Consider the following 16,436-nt stretch of genomic DNA (forward strand, 5'->3'; position numbering starts at 1 on the left):
AATGATGGTTGATGAGGATAAAACAATAAATAATGAAGATCAGAAAACTGACGGAGATAATGTTATCTCTGATAATGAACAAAAAAACGAAGATGATGCTAAGGAGGTAGATGACATTAATCATACAAAAAAGTTATTGGCTGAAAAAGAAGAAGTGATAGAAGATCTAAACAATAAAATAGCTAGATTACAAGCAGATTTTTTGAATTATAAAAAAAGATCAGAGAAAGAAAAAGAAGAATCAGTTAATTTTGGAATACAAGCTGTTATAACCGATTTACTTCCCATAATAGATAACTTCGAAAGGGCACTTGAAGCTGCATCAAATAAAGAAGATAGTTTTTATAAGGGAGTAGATATGATAAAAGATCAGCTTTATAGTTTATTAGAAAAATATAATATTAAAGAAATAAAGGCTTTAGGAGAAAAATTTGATCCGAATATTCATCATGCAATTTCAACGGTGGATACTCAAGAAGAAGCAGGTACTGTTGTAGAAGTATATCAAAAAGGGTATTTGATGGAAGATAAAGTAGTTAGACCATCTATGGTAATCGTATCAAAATAAAGGAGGAGATATTATGAGTAAGATAATAGGAATTGACTTAGGTACAACTAACTCTGCCGTAGCGGTAATGGAAGGTGGAGAACCAATAATAATCCCTAATTCAGAAGGGAACAGGACTACACCATCTGTAGTGGCATTTACAAAAGATGGAGAAAGATTAGTAGGAGAAACTGCTAAAAGACAAGCAATTACAAATCCAGATAGGACAATACAGTCAATAAAAAGACATATGGGAACTGATTATAAAGTTAAGATAGATGCAAAAGAATACACTCCTGAAGAAATTTCAGCTATGATATTACAAAAATTAAAAACTGATGCTGAAAATTATCTTGGAGAAACTATAACAGAAGCAGTTATAACAGTTCCAGCATATTTTACAGATAGTCAAAGGCAAGCAACAAAAGATGCAGGTAAAATAGCTGGATTGAATGTAAAGAGAATAATAAATGAACCTACTGCTGCAGCATTAGCATATGGATTAGATAAGGAACATGGGCAACATAAAATAATGGTATATGACTTAGGTGGAGGAACTTTTGACATATCGATACTTGAAGTAGGCGATGGTGTATTTGAAGTACTAGCTACTAGAGGTAATAATAGATTAGGTGGAGATGATTTTGACAATAGATTAGTAGACTATATTGCTGAGCAATTCAAAAAAGAACATGGTATAGATTTAAGAAAAGACAAGATGGCCTTACAAAGGCTAAAGGAAGCTGCAGAAAAAGCTAAGAAGGAATTGTCTACAACTAAATCAACAAATATAAATCTACCATTCATTACAGCAACTAGTGAAGGGCCACTGCATTTGAACATGGATATTACAAGAGCAAAATTTGAAGAATTAATTGCTGATTTAGTAGAAATGACTATAGGACCTGTACAACAAGCACTTAAAGATGCTGGATTGGAAGCTAGTGAGATAGAAAAAGTTCTTTTGGTTGGTGGTTCGACAAGAGTTCCTGCTGTTCAAGAGGCTGTTAAAAAGATAATTGGAAGAGAACCACAAAAGGATATAAATCCCGATGAATGTGTTGCAATAGGTGCTGCTATTCAGGGTGGTATATTAAGTGGAGAAGTTAAAGATTTACTATTGCTAGATGTTACACCATTGTCATTGGGAATTGAAACATTAGGTGGAGTAACCACAAAATTAATTGAGAGAAATACTACTATACCAACTAGAAAATCTCAAATATTCACAACTGCTTCAGATAATCAAACCTCAGTAGATATTCACGTAGTACAAGGGGAAAGACAAATGGCCAGTGACAATACAACTTTGGGTAGATTTCAATTAACAGGAATCCCACCTGCTCCTAGAGGAGTACCTCAGATAGAAGTTACTTTTGATATAGATGCAAACGGGATAGTAAATGTGAGCGCAAAAGACTTAGGAACAGGCAAAGAACAAAAGATAACAATCACTTCCTCTACAAATTTAAGTGAAGAAGAAATACAAAAGAAAATAAAAGAAGCAGAGAGATTTGCTGAAGAGGATAAAAAGAAAAAAGAGAGAATAGAGATAAGAAATAATGCAGACTCAATGGTTTATCAAACTGAAAAGACATTAAAAGATCTTGAAGGCAAGATATCAGATGATGAAAAGAAAAAAGTATTAGATAAATTGGATTCATTAAAAAAAGCTTTAGAGGGTGATGACATAGAAGATATTAAGAATAAGACAGAAGAATTAACTAATGAATTCCAAGCAATTTCACAAAAATTATATGAAAATGTTCAATATCAACAAAGTGGAAAAAATGAATCTAACAAGTCCGATGATGTTGAAGATGCAGATTATGAAGTCGTTGATGAAGACTAATTAAAATAGAAGAGTCAAAGCTAATACATAAGCTTTGACTCAAAATTTTAAGATTGAATGGGAGCTGGTGTATGACCGTGAGAGATTACTATGAAATATTAGAAGTTACGAAAGAAGCCTCACTGGAAGAAATTAAAAGATCATATAGAAAACTTGCTAAGAAATATCATCCGGATTTAAATCCAAATAATAGCGAGGCCGAAAAAAAATTCAAAGAAATAAATGAAGCTTATGAAGTATTAAGTGATGAAGAGAAAAGGGCTAGATATGATAGATATGGTCATGATGGTGTAAATCAGCAGGGAACAGATTTTGGTGGATTTGGAGATATATTTGACGACTTATTTGATATCTTTGGTGGTGGATTTTCTAGAGGTTTTAATAACAAACAAAGAGGTCCAGAGAGAGGTACAGACTTAAGATACGATTTAAAATTAGAATTTAGAGAAGCTGTTTTTGGTGTACAAAAAGAAATTTCAGTGAAGAGAATGGAAGAATGTAGTGAATGCAAAGGTACTGGCGCAAAGCCAGGGACAAGTAAAACTACATGTAAAAAATGTAAAGGGACAGGTGAATTGAGGTATAATCAACAAACACCATTTGGAAGGTTCGTAAGAGTCATGCCGTGTGACGAATGTAATGGAAGCGGAGAAATAATCGAAGAAAAATGTGAACATTGTCATGGAACTGGGAAAGAGTTAAAGTCAAAGAAGATAAAAATAGACATACCTGCTGGTGTAGATAATGGGAATGTAATTACACTAAGGGGAGAAGGAAATATTGGTGAAAAAGGAGCTCCTAGAGGAGATTTATATATTTATATTTCCGTAAAAGAGGATCCTTTGTTCAAAAGAGAAGGCAATGATTTATTCGTGACGATACCAATTACATTTACAGAAGCTACTTTGGGGGCTGAGATAGAGGTACCTACATTAGATGGCAATGAAAATTATAGTTTACCTGAAGGAACTAAATCTCATTCTATATTTAAATTAAAAAATAAAGGGGTACCTAATGTGAGAGGTACAGGAAGAGGGGATCTTTATTTTACGGTTGAGATTGTAATCCCTACTAACTTAAATGAAAAGCAGAAGAAAATGTTGCTTGAATTATCGAAGGAGTTAGGTGAAAAATACAGTACTCCCACTAAAAAGAAATTTTTTGATAAAGTTAAAGATGCTTTCCATTAACAACCACAAAAGTGGTTGTTGTTTCATATGTAGAAAATTGTAGTTTTTTAGGGTATAATGTATTTAAATAAATAGCTTAGTAGGAGTGTTAGCATGAAGTGGTTTGAATTGTTAGTTGAGACAAATAAAAATAATGAAGATTTAGTTACATATATTTTATATGATATTGGAGCAAAAGGTCTTGAAATTGTAGATGAAAGGGTAATCAATGAAATTATTGAACAAAAAGACAAATGGGATTTTATTGATGAAACTTTACAGGGGATCAACAGTGAAGATATAACTATTAAAGCATATTTTTCAGAGGCAGATGATATAGATTGTATAATAAACACTTTGAATGATAGAGTAGTAAATGAGAAAATTGGCTTATTATCGATTAATGTTGTAGATGAAAGTGAATGGCAAGATAACTGGAAGGCATTTTTTAATACAATGAAAATCGGGGAAAATATTATAATAAAACCAACATGGGAGGATTATTTACCAGAGGTTGATGATATTGTTATAGAGCTAGATCCAGGGATGGCTTTTGGGACAGGTACCCATGAAACAACATATATGTGTGCACAAGCTCTTGAAAAATTTGATGTAAAAGGGAAGAGAGTCTTTGACATAGGTTGTGGCAGTGGAATTTTGAGCATAATTGCAGCAAAACTTGGAGCAGAAGAAGTGATTGGTATAGATTTGGATATGACTAGCGTAGAAGTTGCTAAAAATAATGTATTAAACAACAATGTAGACAATATTGTAGAAATAAGGCATGGTGACTTATTATCGCAGATATCTGACAAAGCTGATGTCATAGTAATGAATATCGTTGCTGAAATAGTAGCGGATATATTAAATGACTTGGACGATTATTTAGTCGATAATGGAACATTTATTTGCTCAGGAATAATTGATAAAAAGAAGGATATTGTAATCGATGCACTGAAAAGAAATCACTTTGACATATTGGAAATTAATAATACTAATGATTGGATTTGCATAGTGGCAAAGAGGAGATATGATGCATAGATTTTTTATTGAAGAGAAACCAGAAGATAATCTTATAACAATAATTGGTAAGGACGCTAAACATATTAGAGATGTATTACGAATGAATTTTGGTGATATGATTGAGATTGTCTATGAAAATATTAAATATATATGTAAAATTAATAGTTTTGATACAAATTCTGTAATACTCGAAATAGTTCAATTTGATAGTATAAGCAATGAGCCAAAATTAAAAATTAATTTATATCAATCGATTCCAAAATCAACTAAAATGGAAGTGATTTTACAAAAATGCACAGAAATTGGGGTGACATCATTTACTCCAGTTATTACTGCTAGAACTATAGTGAAAATAGATGATTTAAATAAGGAACTAAAAAAAATCACACGTTGGCAAAGTATTGTATATGAAGCTTCAAAGCAATCCAAAAGAGATATAGTACCAAAAGTAAATTCGATAATTAGTTTTAAAGATGCCATAAATCAGTTTATGAATCAAACAACTATCGTTCCATATGAAAATGAGCATTATCAAGATTTACATTCTACTAGGGAAAAGTACATTAATTCAGATCAAGTAAATATTTTTATAGGGCCTGAAGGTGGATTCAGTGAGCAGGAAATAGAAGAACTTAGAGAGATTGATTCTATAGTGGTTTCATTAGGCCCAAGAATATTAAGAACAGAAACAGCTGGTATAGTAATTTCGTCTATTATATTACATGAAGCATGTGATTTAGGAGTGATTAAATGGAAAGAGTAACATTTCATACATTGGGATGTAAAGTTAACCAGTATGAAACCGAAGCAATGATAGAATTATTTAAAAACAAAGGATATAAAATTGTAAGTGAAGAAGACTTTGCAGACATCTATGTAATAAATACTTGTACTGTTACAAACATGTCTGATAGAAAATCTAGACAATTTATAAGAAAAGCAAAAAAAATCAACCCTGAATGTTTAGTGGCAGTAGTTGGATGCTATTCTCAAGTATCGCCTGAAGAAGTAGAAAACATTGAAGGCGTAGATGTAATAATAGGTACAAATAACAGAAATATGATAGTTGAACTTTGTGAAGAATCAAGAAACACTGGAGAAAGAATAAATAAAGTTGTCCAATCGAATCAACTAAAATCATTTGAGGAAATAAAAATAAATACAATTGAATCAAAAACAAGAGCTTATTTAAAAGTTCAAGATGGATGTAATCAATATTGTAGTTACTGTATAATACCTTATGCAAGGGGACCGATAAAAAGTAGAGAATACATTGAAATAGAAAATGAAGTAAAGAAGCTTGCTGAAAATGGTTTTAAAGAAATTGTATTAACAGGCATACACATCGCATCATATGGGAAAGATTTAGCAGATATAGACTTAAAAAAACTTATTTATAAATTGAGTTTTATAGATGGCATCAAGAGGATTAGGCTAAGTTCAATTGAACCTAGTATAATAGATGAAGAATTTATGAAAATATCACTTAATACTAAAAAAGTATGTGATCATTTTCATTTATCCCTTCAAAGTGGAAGCGATACTGTATTAAGTAGAATGAATAGAAAATATAATACAAAAGAATATTACGAAAAAGTTAATTTAATAAGAAAGTATTTTCCATATGCTGGAATAACAACTGATGTCATAGTAGGATTTCCAGGAGAAACAGATGAAGAATTTAAAGAGACAGTAGATTTCGTCCAGAAGATTGGTTTTTCGAAAATCCATGTATTTAAATTCTCTCCAAGGAAAGGTACAAAAGCTTACAGCATGAAAGACCAAATACCAAGCAAAATAAAAGAAGAGAGAAGTAAAGTGTTAATTGAAGTAAGTGATAATATGATGTATGATTATCACAAGAAATTGATAGGTAAACAAGCAGATGTATTATTTGAATCTAAATATCAAGAAGATTTCTATGAAGGATATACAACCAACTACATTAGAGTGATTAAACAATTTGAGACAGATATGGTAGGGCAAATTAAGAGAGTAACTCTTAAAGAAATTTTAGATGATAAAATATTAGCTATTTAATTGCGAGGAGGTGAGATAGAGTGGATTGCTTATTTTGTAGTATCATAAATAAAGAAATACCTAGTGATATAATTTATGAAGATGAATTTGTGATAGCAATAAACGATATAAATCCTCAAGCTCCTGTACATTTCCTGATAATACCAAAGAAACACATCAAGTCATTAAATCAATTAGAAGATTCTGATTTAAGATTCATAACACATATTGCTAAACTAATTCCTAAATTAGCTAAAGAATTCGATTTAAATGAAGGTTATAGAGTTGTTAACAATTGTGGGGACTTGGGAGGACAAACTGTTGATCATATTCACTTTCACGTTCTAGGAAAAAGACAAATGTTATGGCCACCAGGTTAAAAACAGTTGAAAATAAGTTATTTATGATGTATAATGAGTTAGTGTGAAATCATAGTTAAATGGTGTTATATCACTCTTGTAGTTAAGAGGGGAGGGAAGGGTCTATGACAGAAATCAAAGTTGGAGAAAATGAATCTCTTGATAATGCTCTTAAAAGATTTAAGAGGCAATGTGCTAGATCAGGCGTCATTGGAGAAGTAAGGAAAAGAGAACATTATGAAAAACCAAGTGTAAAAAGAAAGAAAAAATCTGAAGCAGCAAGAAGAAAGAAAAGCGCTAGATATTAATGAGAAGGTGTAAAGAATGTCTCTAAAAGATAAACTTATGGATGATATGAAAAATTCCATGAAAAATAAAGACACTATCAGGAAAAACACTATTACTATGATTAGAGCTGCAATAAAACAAAAAGAAGTAGACGAAAGAAAAGAACTTAACGATGAAGAGATTTTAGACATTATTTCTAAACAATTAAAAGAAAAGAAAATTGTAATAGAAGATTTTAAAAAAGGGAATAGAGAAGATTTGGTAGAGCTTACAGAAGCAGAAATGAATATCCTTTTGGAATATTTACCAAAGCAATTGTCCTACGAAGAAGTTAAAAATATCGTTAAGGATACTATCGACAATATGGGTGAAGTTACGTCAAAAGACATTGGCAGAATCATGAAAGAAGTTATGCCAAAAGTAAAAGGAAAAGCTGATGGTAGCTTAGTTAATAAAGCTGTGAAAGAGCTATTAGAATAACCTGAGGAAACTCAGGTTATTTTTGTGTAGATAGGAAAATAATGGGTATATTTAAATCAGTTAGTTTAAAAGGAGGTGCTACAATGAGGAAATACAGTAGAATCATTTTGATATTTATTTTAGTGTTAGCAATTGCCCAAACTACATATTCGGAGAATATCAACAGTAAAGGAAATGTTTATGTTGTGCCGATTAAAGGAGAAATCAACAACGCTACATTTAATTTTGTTGATGATCAAATAAAAAAATTGAATGAGGAGAATGCGGCGGCTATAATATTTGAAATTGACACTTATGGAGGACTAGTAGATGCAGCAATAAAGATAAAAGATGCAATAATTGAATCAAATATACCAACTATATCTTTTGTAAAAAACAAGGCTATTTCTGCTGGAGTGCTAGTGACGATAGCTTCTGATCATGTTGTAATGTCTGAATCATCAGTAATTGGGGCTGCAGAAACTATACCTAATGATGAAAAAACTTTATCAATGTGGAGATCTGTATTGAGAGATACTGCACAATTACGTGGAATCGATCCTATAATTATCGAAGCTATGGCAGATAAAGATATTGAAATTCCAGATGTAATAGATAAGGGTAAATTATTAAGTTTAACAGCTACTGAAGCTTATGATTTAAATATTGCTGAATTGATTTCATCTGATTATAATGAGATTTTAGATAAATTTGAGATTAATTACTCAAATGTAACGATGGTTGATGAAAATTTACAGATTCGGTTTTCAAAGATAATATCAAGTCCAATAGTTAGTTCAATTCTACTTACTTTAGGGTTTCTTGGCTTAGTAATTGAAATATTTACTCCTGGTTTTGGTATAGGTGCTGCAATATCATTAATTGGATTTGGATTATATTTTGGAGGAAACATATTGGCTGGAAATTCAGGCTGGACCGAAATAGTTTTATTTATAATAGGACTAATATTATTAGGAATTGAAGCTTTAGCACCAGGTTTTGGATTACCTGGCATATCAGGTATAATAATTATATTAGTTGGCATAGTTTTAGCAATGGATAATATACAATATGCTATAATGTCTTTAAGCATAGCAATTATAGTATCAACATTTTTAGGTATTATACTTGTTAGGAAAGGATATAATACCAAATTGTTTAAAAAAGTAATTTTAAGTAGTAAGTTAATGTCTAATAAAGGCTATATAAGCAGTTCTGATAAATCTAATTTAATTGGGAAAGAGGGGAGGACAGTAACGGATCATAGGCCATCAGGCTTTAGCATAATAGAAAATGAAAAAGTTGATACTATATCAGATGAAGGATTTATATCAAAAGATACAGAAGTAATCGTCAGTAAAGTGGAGGGTTCAAAAATAATTATTAGGAGGAGATAGAATGATAGGGACAATATTATTGGCTGTTGTTATAATAATTTTACTAATTTTGTTTTTTACATTTGTGCCTGTAGGTTTATGGATAACAGCTTTTTTCTCGGGAGTAAAAGTAAGGATAACAACATTAATTGGGATGAGACTTAGAAGGGTTGTACCTAATAGAATAGTAAACCCAATGATAAAAGCTACTAAAGGAGGACTAAATTTAGACATAGATGAGCTAGAAGCTCACTACTTGGCAGGCGGAAATGTCAATACATTGGTAGATGCTTTAATCGCAGCACAAAGAGCTAACATACCATTAGATTTTGAAAGAGCAGCAGCCATTGATTTAGCTGGAAGAAATGTTCTAGAAGCTGTACAAGTAAGCGTTAATCCTAAAGTTATAGAAACCCCTAAAATTGCAGCGGTTGCAAAAGACGGTATTGAAGTTATAGTTATCGCTAGAGTAACAGTAAGAGCAAATATTGAAAGATTGGTTGGTGGCGCTGGAGAAGAAACTATAATAGCAAGAGTCGGAGAAGGTATTGTAACAACCGTAGGTAGTTCAGATACTCATAAAGCAGTGCTCGAAAATCCTGATAGTATATCTTATACAGTTCTACAAAAGGGGTTAGATGCAGGAACTGCATATGAGATACTTTCTATCGATATTGCAGATGTTGATGTAGGTAGAAATATTGGAGCAAAACTTCAAATGGATCAAGCTGAGGCTGATAAGAAAATTGCACAAGCTAAAGCTGAAGAGAGAAGGGCAATGGCTGTAGCTAGAGAGCAAGAAATGAAAGCAGAAGTACAAGCGATGAATGCAAAATTAGTTGAAGCAGAAGCACAAGTTCCTTTAGCAATAGCCCAAGCATTGAGAGAAGGAAATCTTGGAGTAATGGATTATTACAATATGAAAAACTTATTAGCTGATACAGATATGAGATCTTCTATTTCCAAATTAACAGAAGAAAACGAACCTAAGAAAGACAACAAATAGGAAGTGATGATTTGAATTCTTTAATTGAATTAATTATTGTAATAATGATTTTTGTATTTAGCAAAAGTTTATCTGAAAAGAAGAAAATAGAATCAAATAAGAAGAATGCTACTCAGAAATTGGATAAGAGATATTTTGAAAAAGAAAAAAAAGATGCTCCAAAGGATTACAACAAAAATAAAGCTCCTAATTACAAATCAATATCGAGTTTAGAAAATAAAGTTGAGTATGAAGAAGTTGACGATTCCCTTGAAAAAAAATTAATTGAATGGGAGAGTAATCTTTATTCTGAGAGTGAGTACGAAAAAGATGCATATGAAAAAGAAGCTTTTAATTATGATGAAAACAAAAAACCAAAAATTTATTCTGAATTAGATAAAGATATATTAAAAGGAGTTATTTTCTCTGAAATAATAAGCAAACCAAAATGTAAGAAGAACAATAAGAGCTTCATATGAAGCTCTTATTGTTCTATATTCTAAAATAAAATAGAAAACAGCTAATTAATGTGCTATTATGATTATATATACGTAATATATAGGAGGTAAAATATTGTCAAGCAATAAAGAAACACTAAGAATTACAGTAGAAGATGAAAATATTATAAAGAACTTATTTGGTAATTTAGATAAAAACATTGAGCTTGTGCAAAATAAGTTAGATGTTAATATTCATTTATTAAATGATGATATAGTTGTAGAAGGAAATCAAGAAAATGTTATTTTAGCTTATAATTTATTAAATTCTTTAATTGACGTGATAAAAAAACAAAAATATCTATCTTATCAAGACATTGTTTATTCTATTAACATATTAAAAAACACGAATGATTCAAAAAATCTAGATATAATGAATGATGTTATAACTATTAGTGCTCAAGGGAAAAGCATAATGCCAAAAACTATTGGGCAAAAAAGATATGTTGATGCTTTAAGGAAAAATGACATTGTATTTGGAATAGGACCAGCTGGAACGGGGAAAACATATTTAGCAATGGCAATGGCTGTTCAAGCATTTAAAAACAAAGAAGTCAATAAAATTATACTTACAAGACCTGCGGTTGAAGCAGGAGAAAGTCTTGGATTTTTGCCTGGAGATTTACAAGAAAAGGTTGATCCATATTTAAGACCAATATATGATGCACTTTTTGACATTTTGGGTTCGGATAATTTCTTTAAGTTCTTTGAAAAAGGATTAATTGAAGTTGCACCTTTAGCGTATATGAGGGGAAGAACACTGAACTCTTCTTATGTCATATTAGATGAAGCACAAAACACAACTAATGAGCAAATGAAAATGTTTTTAACTCGCCTTGGATTTGGATCAAAAGCTATTATAACGGGAGATGTGACTCAGATAGATTTGGTTAGGGGGAAACAATCTGGTCTAGTTACAGTGTCCAAAATATTAAAGGGCATTTCAGGAATAGAATTCATAAATTTAACTAGCGCAGATATTGTAAGACATCCATTAGTACAAAAGATAATTGAAGCATATGAAAAAGCAGATAATCAAAAATAAAGGTAGATTATATGAACAGAAAAAGGTTAAAATCAAATTCATTGATAAATTATATATACAACAATAAATTAAATACGGTTTTCATACTATTGTTTTTAGTTTCAATGATTGCACTTACTATTAGATATCATAATGTCCAAACAATTAATGAGTTAGATAATATTTTTAAAAATAACATTGTAAATAGAATCGGAATAAGTTTATTGATTTTAATATTAACATTTGTATTCATATATTATTTATATAATCATTCCAAAGAAATAATTTTAAAGAGAAATAATTTAGCATTATTATTTATAATTATTAGTATAAATGTAATTACTAGTTTCTTCCTTAGAGACTATATTTTGTTTGTTGCGACTTTCTCATTTGGTTCGATTTTAATATCTCAATTGTTAGATTATAAAATTGCTGTAGTTACAAACTTTTTTATGTATTTAATATTAGCTGTTTTATTACATGGAAATACTGTAAATTTAATAATATCACTAATTAGTGTTAGTACTGCAATATTGCTAACAAGAGAAACAGTACAACGTAATAAAATAATTTTATGCGGGATACAAATTGGGATATTTAGCATAATTTTGTACACATCATTTATATTAGCTGGTTATTATAGTAAATTAGACTATAGAATCGCTATTATTGAGTTATTTATTGGAGGGTTAGTTTCTTCAATAATAGCTTTAGGTACTTTACCAATGTGGGAGAAATTATTTGGAATTTTAACCTCCTTTAGGTTGATAGAACTTTCAAATCCTAATCAGCCACTACTTAAGAAACTTGCTATCGAAGCCCCAGGAACTTATCAGCATAGTATTTTAGTAGGGAATCTAGCAGAAGCAGCATGCGAAGCAATTGGAGCTAATTCATTGCTTGCAAGAGTTGGATCGTATTATCATGATATAGGTAAAATAAAAAGACCATTAATGTTTAAAGAGAATCAATTTGGAATTGAAAATCCGCATGATAAGCTTGATGTACTGCAGAGCTTAGATATTATTATATCTCATAGGGAGGACGGCATTTACTTAGCTCATGAATATAAATTACCTGATGAATTGATCGACTTTATAGACCAACATCATGGCTCAACTTTAGTGGCTTTTTTTTATAATAAAGCAAAAGAAAATGATTTAGATCTTCCACAAGATAGATTTAGGTACAAGGGGAAAATACCTCAAAGCAAAGAAACTGCTATTGTAATGCTTGCCGATTCTTCTGAAGCAGCTGTTAGAAGTTTAAATGAGTTAGATGAAGAACGAATTACTAAAACAATTAAAAATATCGTTAAATCAAAGCTAGAGGATGAGCAATTGAATGAATCTCATCTTACTATTAGTGACTTGTTTATAATAGAAGAAGTTTTCATTAATTATCTAAAAGGAGTCTACCATCAAAGAATACAGTATCAAACAACATTGGAGGGATAGATGTGAGAGTTTTAATAGATAATAGACAATTAAAAATAAATATTGACGATAAAATTGAATCAGCAATTAATGAAAGCATTAAGATATGCCTTCAAGAAGAAAATAGAGATTTAAATTATGAAGTAAGTGTGTCGTTTGTAGATAATGAGGAGATAAGACAGTTAAATAAAGATTACAGAAATGTTGACAGGCCAACAGATGTGCTTTCATTCCCTTTAGATGAGTATGATTATAATTCTAATTATCATATATTAGGAGATATAATAATTTCAACTGACAAAGTAATTGAACAAGCTACAGAATTTGGGCATAGCATATTAAGGGAGATTATTTATCTCACAGTTCATAGCATGTTTCATTTATTGGGGTATGATCATATGAATGATGATGATAAAAAAATAATGAGAGAAAAAGAGAAATTTGTGCTAAAAGAAATAGGGATATTTAAAACTTAAGAAGGTGGTTAATTTGAATTTAAAAAGGCTTATAAATAGTTTTAACTATGCTGTTAATGGAATTATTTCTACAGTTAAAATGGAACGAAATATGAAATTACATTATGTAATAGCCATCATAGTATTGATTTTGAGTTTAATGTTAAATTTTACTAAGATGGAGTTTTTAATTTTAATTTTTGCCATAACATTAGTTTTAGTATCTGAATTGTTTAATACTGCTATTGAAAAGACTGTTGATATAATAACACCTGAATATCATCCATATGCTAGAGTTATCAAAGACATATCAGCAGGAGCAGTACTCATTGCTAGCATTAATTCAGTAATCGTAGGATACCTCTTATTTTTCAACAGATTAAATCCTTTTAAAGATATTGTGTTGGAGAAAATAAAGAATTCTTCTGTTTATTTAACTTTTATAGCTTTAATCATAGTCGTCTTAATTGTGATTGGGTTAAAGAGTAAATTTTATAAAAAAAAGGGTACTCACTTTCAAGGGGGTGTAGTAAGTGGACATAGCGCCATTGCTTTTCTTATTGCCACAATACTATCAACCCTTATAGATAATTTACTTACCATTACATTATCCTATGGATTGGCTTTTTTAGTAGCAGAAAGTAGAGTTGAAGGGGAGATACATTCTACAAGAGAGGTAGTATTTGGAGCTTTGATAGGGATTTTAGTAGGGATAATAATTTTTCAATTTATATATAAATAATAAGGAGAGAGCAGAATGAACGATATAGAATTAATAAAATTGGCGATAAAAGCTAAAGAAAATGCTTATGTACCATATTCAAAATTTAAGGTTGGTGCAGCTTTAATAACTGAAGATGGTAGTGTATATACTGGCTGCAATATAGAAAATGCATCTTATTCACCTACTATATGTGCTGAGAGAACAGCTATTGCAAAAGCTATCTCTGAAGGGCATAGAAAGATAATTAAGATAGCTATTGTTGGAGATTCAAAATATACATATCCGTGTGGAGTATGTAGACAAGTTATCAGAGAATTTGGGAAGGATTCTCAAGTGATAATTGCTAATTCCGAAGAAGACTTTAAAAAATACAATCTAGCTGAATTGTTGCCTAATAGTTTTGGGCCTGAGGATTTAATTAAAGAGGTAAAAGATGATGTATAAGTCAGGATTTGTAACAGTTATCGGGAGACCAAATGTTGGAAAATCAACATTGCTAAATCAAATCATTGGAGAAAAGATATCTATAATTTCTGATAAACCTCAAACAACTAGAAATAAAATACAATTGGTATACACTGAAGAAAATATTCAAATTGTTTTCCTAGATACTCCTGGGATACAGACGCCCAAAAATGTTCTAGGAGAATACATGCTAAAAGTCTCAAAATCAACATTAAATGAAGTTGATGTTATTACATTTATGGTTGACAATAGCTTGGAAATAGGGAAACAAGACAAAGGAATTATTGAACAATTAATGGAAGTTAAAACTCCAAAAATTTTATTGATTAATAAGATAGATCAGCTGACAAAAGAAGAGATTGATTATTTAATCAATAAATATAAAGCTATGAACATGTTTGAATATATTATACCAATTTCTGCTATACAAAATAAAAATATAGATTTATTTATAAGTGCATTGAAAAAGATGTTACCAGAAGGGCCTCAATATTATCCGGACGATATGATTACTGATCAACCAGAAAGAATGATTATTTCAGAAATAGTTAGAGAGAAGGCACTTAATAATCTGCAAGAGGAAATTCCTCATGGAATATATGTTGAAGTTCAAGAAATCAAAGAAAGAGAAGATAAAAACTTATTAGATGTGCATGTTAATTTGTACTGTGAGAAAGAATCTCATAAAGGCATGATAATAGGTAAAAATGGGAAAATGCTTAAAAAAATAGGCACTGAAGCAAGGAATGATATTGAAAAGTTAATGGATACAAAAGTCAATCTAAAAATTTGGGTTAAAGTTGAAAAAAATTGGAGAGACAAAGTAGATAAAGTGAAGTATTTTGGCTATAAACTAAGTTAAAAGAAGGATTCATATGGATAATACTATAAAAACTCAGGGGATAGTGATTAAATCATCCAAATTTAAAGAGAACAGTAAAATATTGACAGTTTTTACACAAGAACTGGGTAAAATAAGCATAATGGCTCAAGGAGCAATGAAAGCAAATTCTAAAGCACTTGTATACTCTGAGGCTTTTTCGACAAGCGAATTTATTTTAAAGAAAGGCAGAAATTTTTATTATATCATAAGTGTTGATTTGATTGACTCTCACTACTATTTAAGAGAATCTATCGATGTTATGGCTGTTGGTTTTTATTTTCTTGATTTGGTTGACAAGTCCATTCCAGAAGCAGAAAAAAACGAGAAAATTTATAACATGATCATAGTAGCACTTGAAAATTTAGGAAATAATATTATAAATCGCTTAGACTTAGTTCTAGGGTATGAACTCAAACTAATCAGTTTAATTGGTTATAAACCGTACTTATTGAACTGCATAGATTGTCATACATCAAATTCTATCCATTGGTATTTCGACAATGAAAAAGGCGGTATATTGTGTTCGAATTGTAAGACAAGAGATAGCCAATATATTGATTCATTGTATATAAAGCAAATGATGAACTATATTAGCCTACCATTCAATAAATTATCTAATGACATAATGAACTTCGATGATAAATTAAAGCTGAACGTTCTAATTTATAAGTATATTCTAGATAAACTAGATATAAAAGAGTTAAAATCATGGAATATGCTAAAAGATGTTTTTGAGAATTCTATAACTTGACATATAAATGAAAATTTGGTAGATTAAAATAAGTTATGAATATAGATATACGATGATAAAGAAGGTCTTATAATCTGATTTATAGAGAGCTTAGGTTGGTGGAAACTAAGCATGAGGGTTATGA

Annotated in this window: 19 protein-coding genes; all 19 read left to right on the forward strand. The window is 30.3% G+C overall.

Annotated features, from left to right (window positions below; translation table 11 throughout):
- Position 1 precedes the first annotated feature (1 nt).
- The 19 genes from grpE (at position 2) to recO (ending at position 16,312) form a co-directional block, all read left to right on the forward strand.
- Complete coding sequence (gene grpE / locus E4100_RS05965; RefSeq protein WP_245196369.1) at positions 2-568, forward strand: nucleotide exchange factor GrpE; 567 nt, start codon at positions 2-4, stop codon at positions 566-568.
- 13 nt (positions 569-581) lie between these two features.
- The gene (dnaK, locus tag E4100_RS05970) at positions 582-2,399 is read left to right on the forward strand and encodes a molecular chaperone DnaK (RefSeq protein WP_135271119.1); all 1,818 of its coding nucleotides are present in this window, start codon (positions 582-584) and stop codon (positions 2,397-2,399) included.
- Positions 2,400-2,470: 71 nt separating this feature from the next.
- Positions 2,471-3,589 (forward strand): molecular chaperone DnaJ, encoded by a 1,119-nt coding sequence (gene dnaJ / locus E4100_RS05975; protein WP_135271120.1) that lies wholly within the window; start codon positions 2,471-2,473, stop codon positions 3,587-3,589.
- Between the two features lie 93 nt (positions 3,590-3,682).
- Positions 3,683-4,609 (forward strand): 50S ribosomal protein L11 methyltransferase, encoded by a 927-nt coding sequence (gene prmA, locus E4100_RS05980; protein ID WP_135271121.1) that lies wholly within the window; start codon positions 3,683-3,685, stop codon positions 4,607-4,609.
- Positions 4,602-5,354, forward strand: a complete 753-nt coding sequence (locus E4100_RS05985; RefSeq protein ID WP_135271122.1) for an RsmE family RNA methyltransferase — start codon at positions 4,602-4,604, stop codon at positions 5,352-5,354. The genes prmA and E4100_RS05985 overlap by 8 nt, the downstream gene beginning before the upstream one ends.
- A complete protein-coding gene (gene mtaB, locus E4100_RS05990; RefSeq protein ID WP_135271123.1) occupies positions 5,342-6,631 on the forward strand; it encodes a tRNA (N(6)-L-threonylcarbamoyladenosine(37)-C(2))-methylthiotransferase MtaB in 1,290 nt (429 codons plus the stop codon). The genes E4100_RS05985 and mtaB overlap by 13 nt, the downstream gene beginning before the upstream one ends.
- A 20-nt stretch (positions 6,632-6,651) precedes the next feature.
- Positions 6,652-6,990, forward strand: coding sequence for a histidine triad nucleotide-binding protein (locus tag E4100_RS05995; RefSeq protein WP_135271124.1), 339 nt, complete (start codon positions 6,652-6,654; stop codon positions 6,988-6,990).
- 104 nt (positions 6,991-7,094) lie between these two features.
- A complete protein-coding gene (gene rpsU, locus E4100_RS06000) occupies positions 7,095-7,277 on the forward strand; it encodes a 30S ribosomal protein S21 (RefSeq protein WP_135271125.1) in 183 nt (60 codons plus the stop codon).
- 16 nt (positions 7,278-7,293) lie between these two features.
- Positions 7,294-7,737, forward strand: coding sequence for a GatB/YqeY domain-containing protein (locus E4100_RS06005; protein WP_135271126.1), 444 nt, complete (start codon positions 7,294-7,296; stop codon positions 7,735-7,737).
- Positions 7,738-7,820: 83 nt separating this feature from the next.
- Positions 7,821-9,113, forward strand: coding sequence for an NfeD family protein (locus E4100_RS06010; protein WP_135271127.1), 1,293 nt, complete (start codon positions 7,821-7,823; stop codon positions 9,111-9,113).
- Position 9,114: 1 nt separating this feature from the next.
- Positions 9,115-10,098: a flotillin-like protein FloA gene (gene floA, locus E4100_RS06015; RefSeq protein WP_135271128.1), complete on the forward strand. Its 984-nt coding sequence runs from the start codon at positions 9,115-9,117 to the stop codon at positions 10,096-10,098.
- 11 nt (positions 10,099-10,109) lie between these two features.
- Complete coding sequence (locus E4100_RS06020; RefSeq protein ID WP_135271129.1) at positions 10,110-10,556, forward strand: hypothetical protein; 447 nt, start codon at positions 10,110-10,112, stop codon at positions 10,554-10,556.
- Positions 10,557-10,650: 94 nt separating this feature from the next.
- Positions 10,651-11,619, forward strand: coding sequence for a PhoH family protein (locus tag E4100_RS06025; protein ID WP_135271130.1), 969 nt, complete (start codon positions 10,651-10,653; stop codon positions 11,617-11,619).
- Positions 11,620-11,630: 11 nt separating this feature from the next.
- Positions 11,631-13,055, forward strand: a complete 1,425-nt coding sequence (locus E4100_RS06030; RefSeq protein ID WP_135271131.1) for an HD family phosphohydrolase — start codon at positions 11,631-11,633, stop codon at positions 13,053-13,055.
- Between the two features lie 2 nt (positions 13,056-13,057).
- Positions 13,058-13,510 carry an rRNA maturation RNase YbeY gene (ybeY, locus tag E4100_RS06035; RefSeq protein ID WP_135271132.1) on the forward strand — a complete coding sequence of 151 codons (453 nt, stop codon included), beginning with the start codon at positions 13,058-13,060 and terminating at the stop codon, positions 13,508-13,510.
- Between the two features lie 13 nt (positions 13,511-13,523).
- Positions 13,524-14,231, forward strand: a complete 708-nt coding sequence (locus E4100_RS06040; protein WP_135271133.1) for a diacylglycerol kinase — start codon at positions 13,524-13,526, stop codon at positions 14,229-14,231.
- A 15-nt stretch (positions 14,232-14,246) separates the two neighbouring features.
- Entirely contained in the window at positions 14,247-14,657 is a 411-nt protein-coding gene (locus tag E4100_RS06045) for a cytidine deaminase (RefSeq protein ID WP_135271134.1), read from the forward strand.
- A complete protein-coding gene (era, locus tag E4100_RS06050; RefSeq protein WP_135271176.1) occupies positions 14,650-15,540 on the forward strand; it encodes a GTPase Era in 891 nt (296 codons plus the stop codon). Before E4100_RS06045 ends, era begins: the two co-directional genes overlap by 8 nt.
- 13 nt (positions 15,541-15,553) lie before the next feature.
- A complete protein-coding gene (gene recO, locus E4100_RS06055) occupies positions 15,554-16,312 on the forward strand; it encodes a DNA repair protein RecO (protein WP_135271135.1) in 759 nt (252 codons plus the stop codon).
- Positions 16,313-16,436 lie beyond the last annotated feature (124 nt).

The sequence above is a fragment of the Soehngenia longivitae genome (genome assembly GCF_004684055.1).
GTDB lineage: Bacteria > Bacillota > Clostridia > Tissierellales > Tissierellaceae > Soehngenia > Soehngenia longivitae.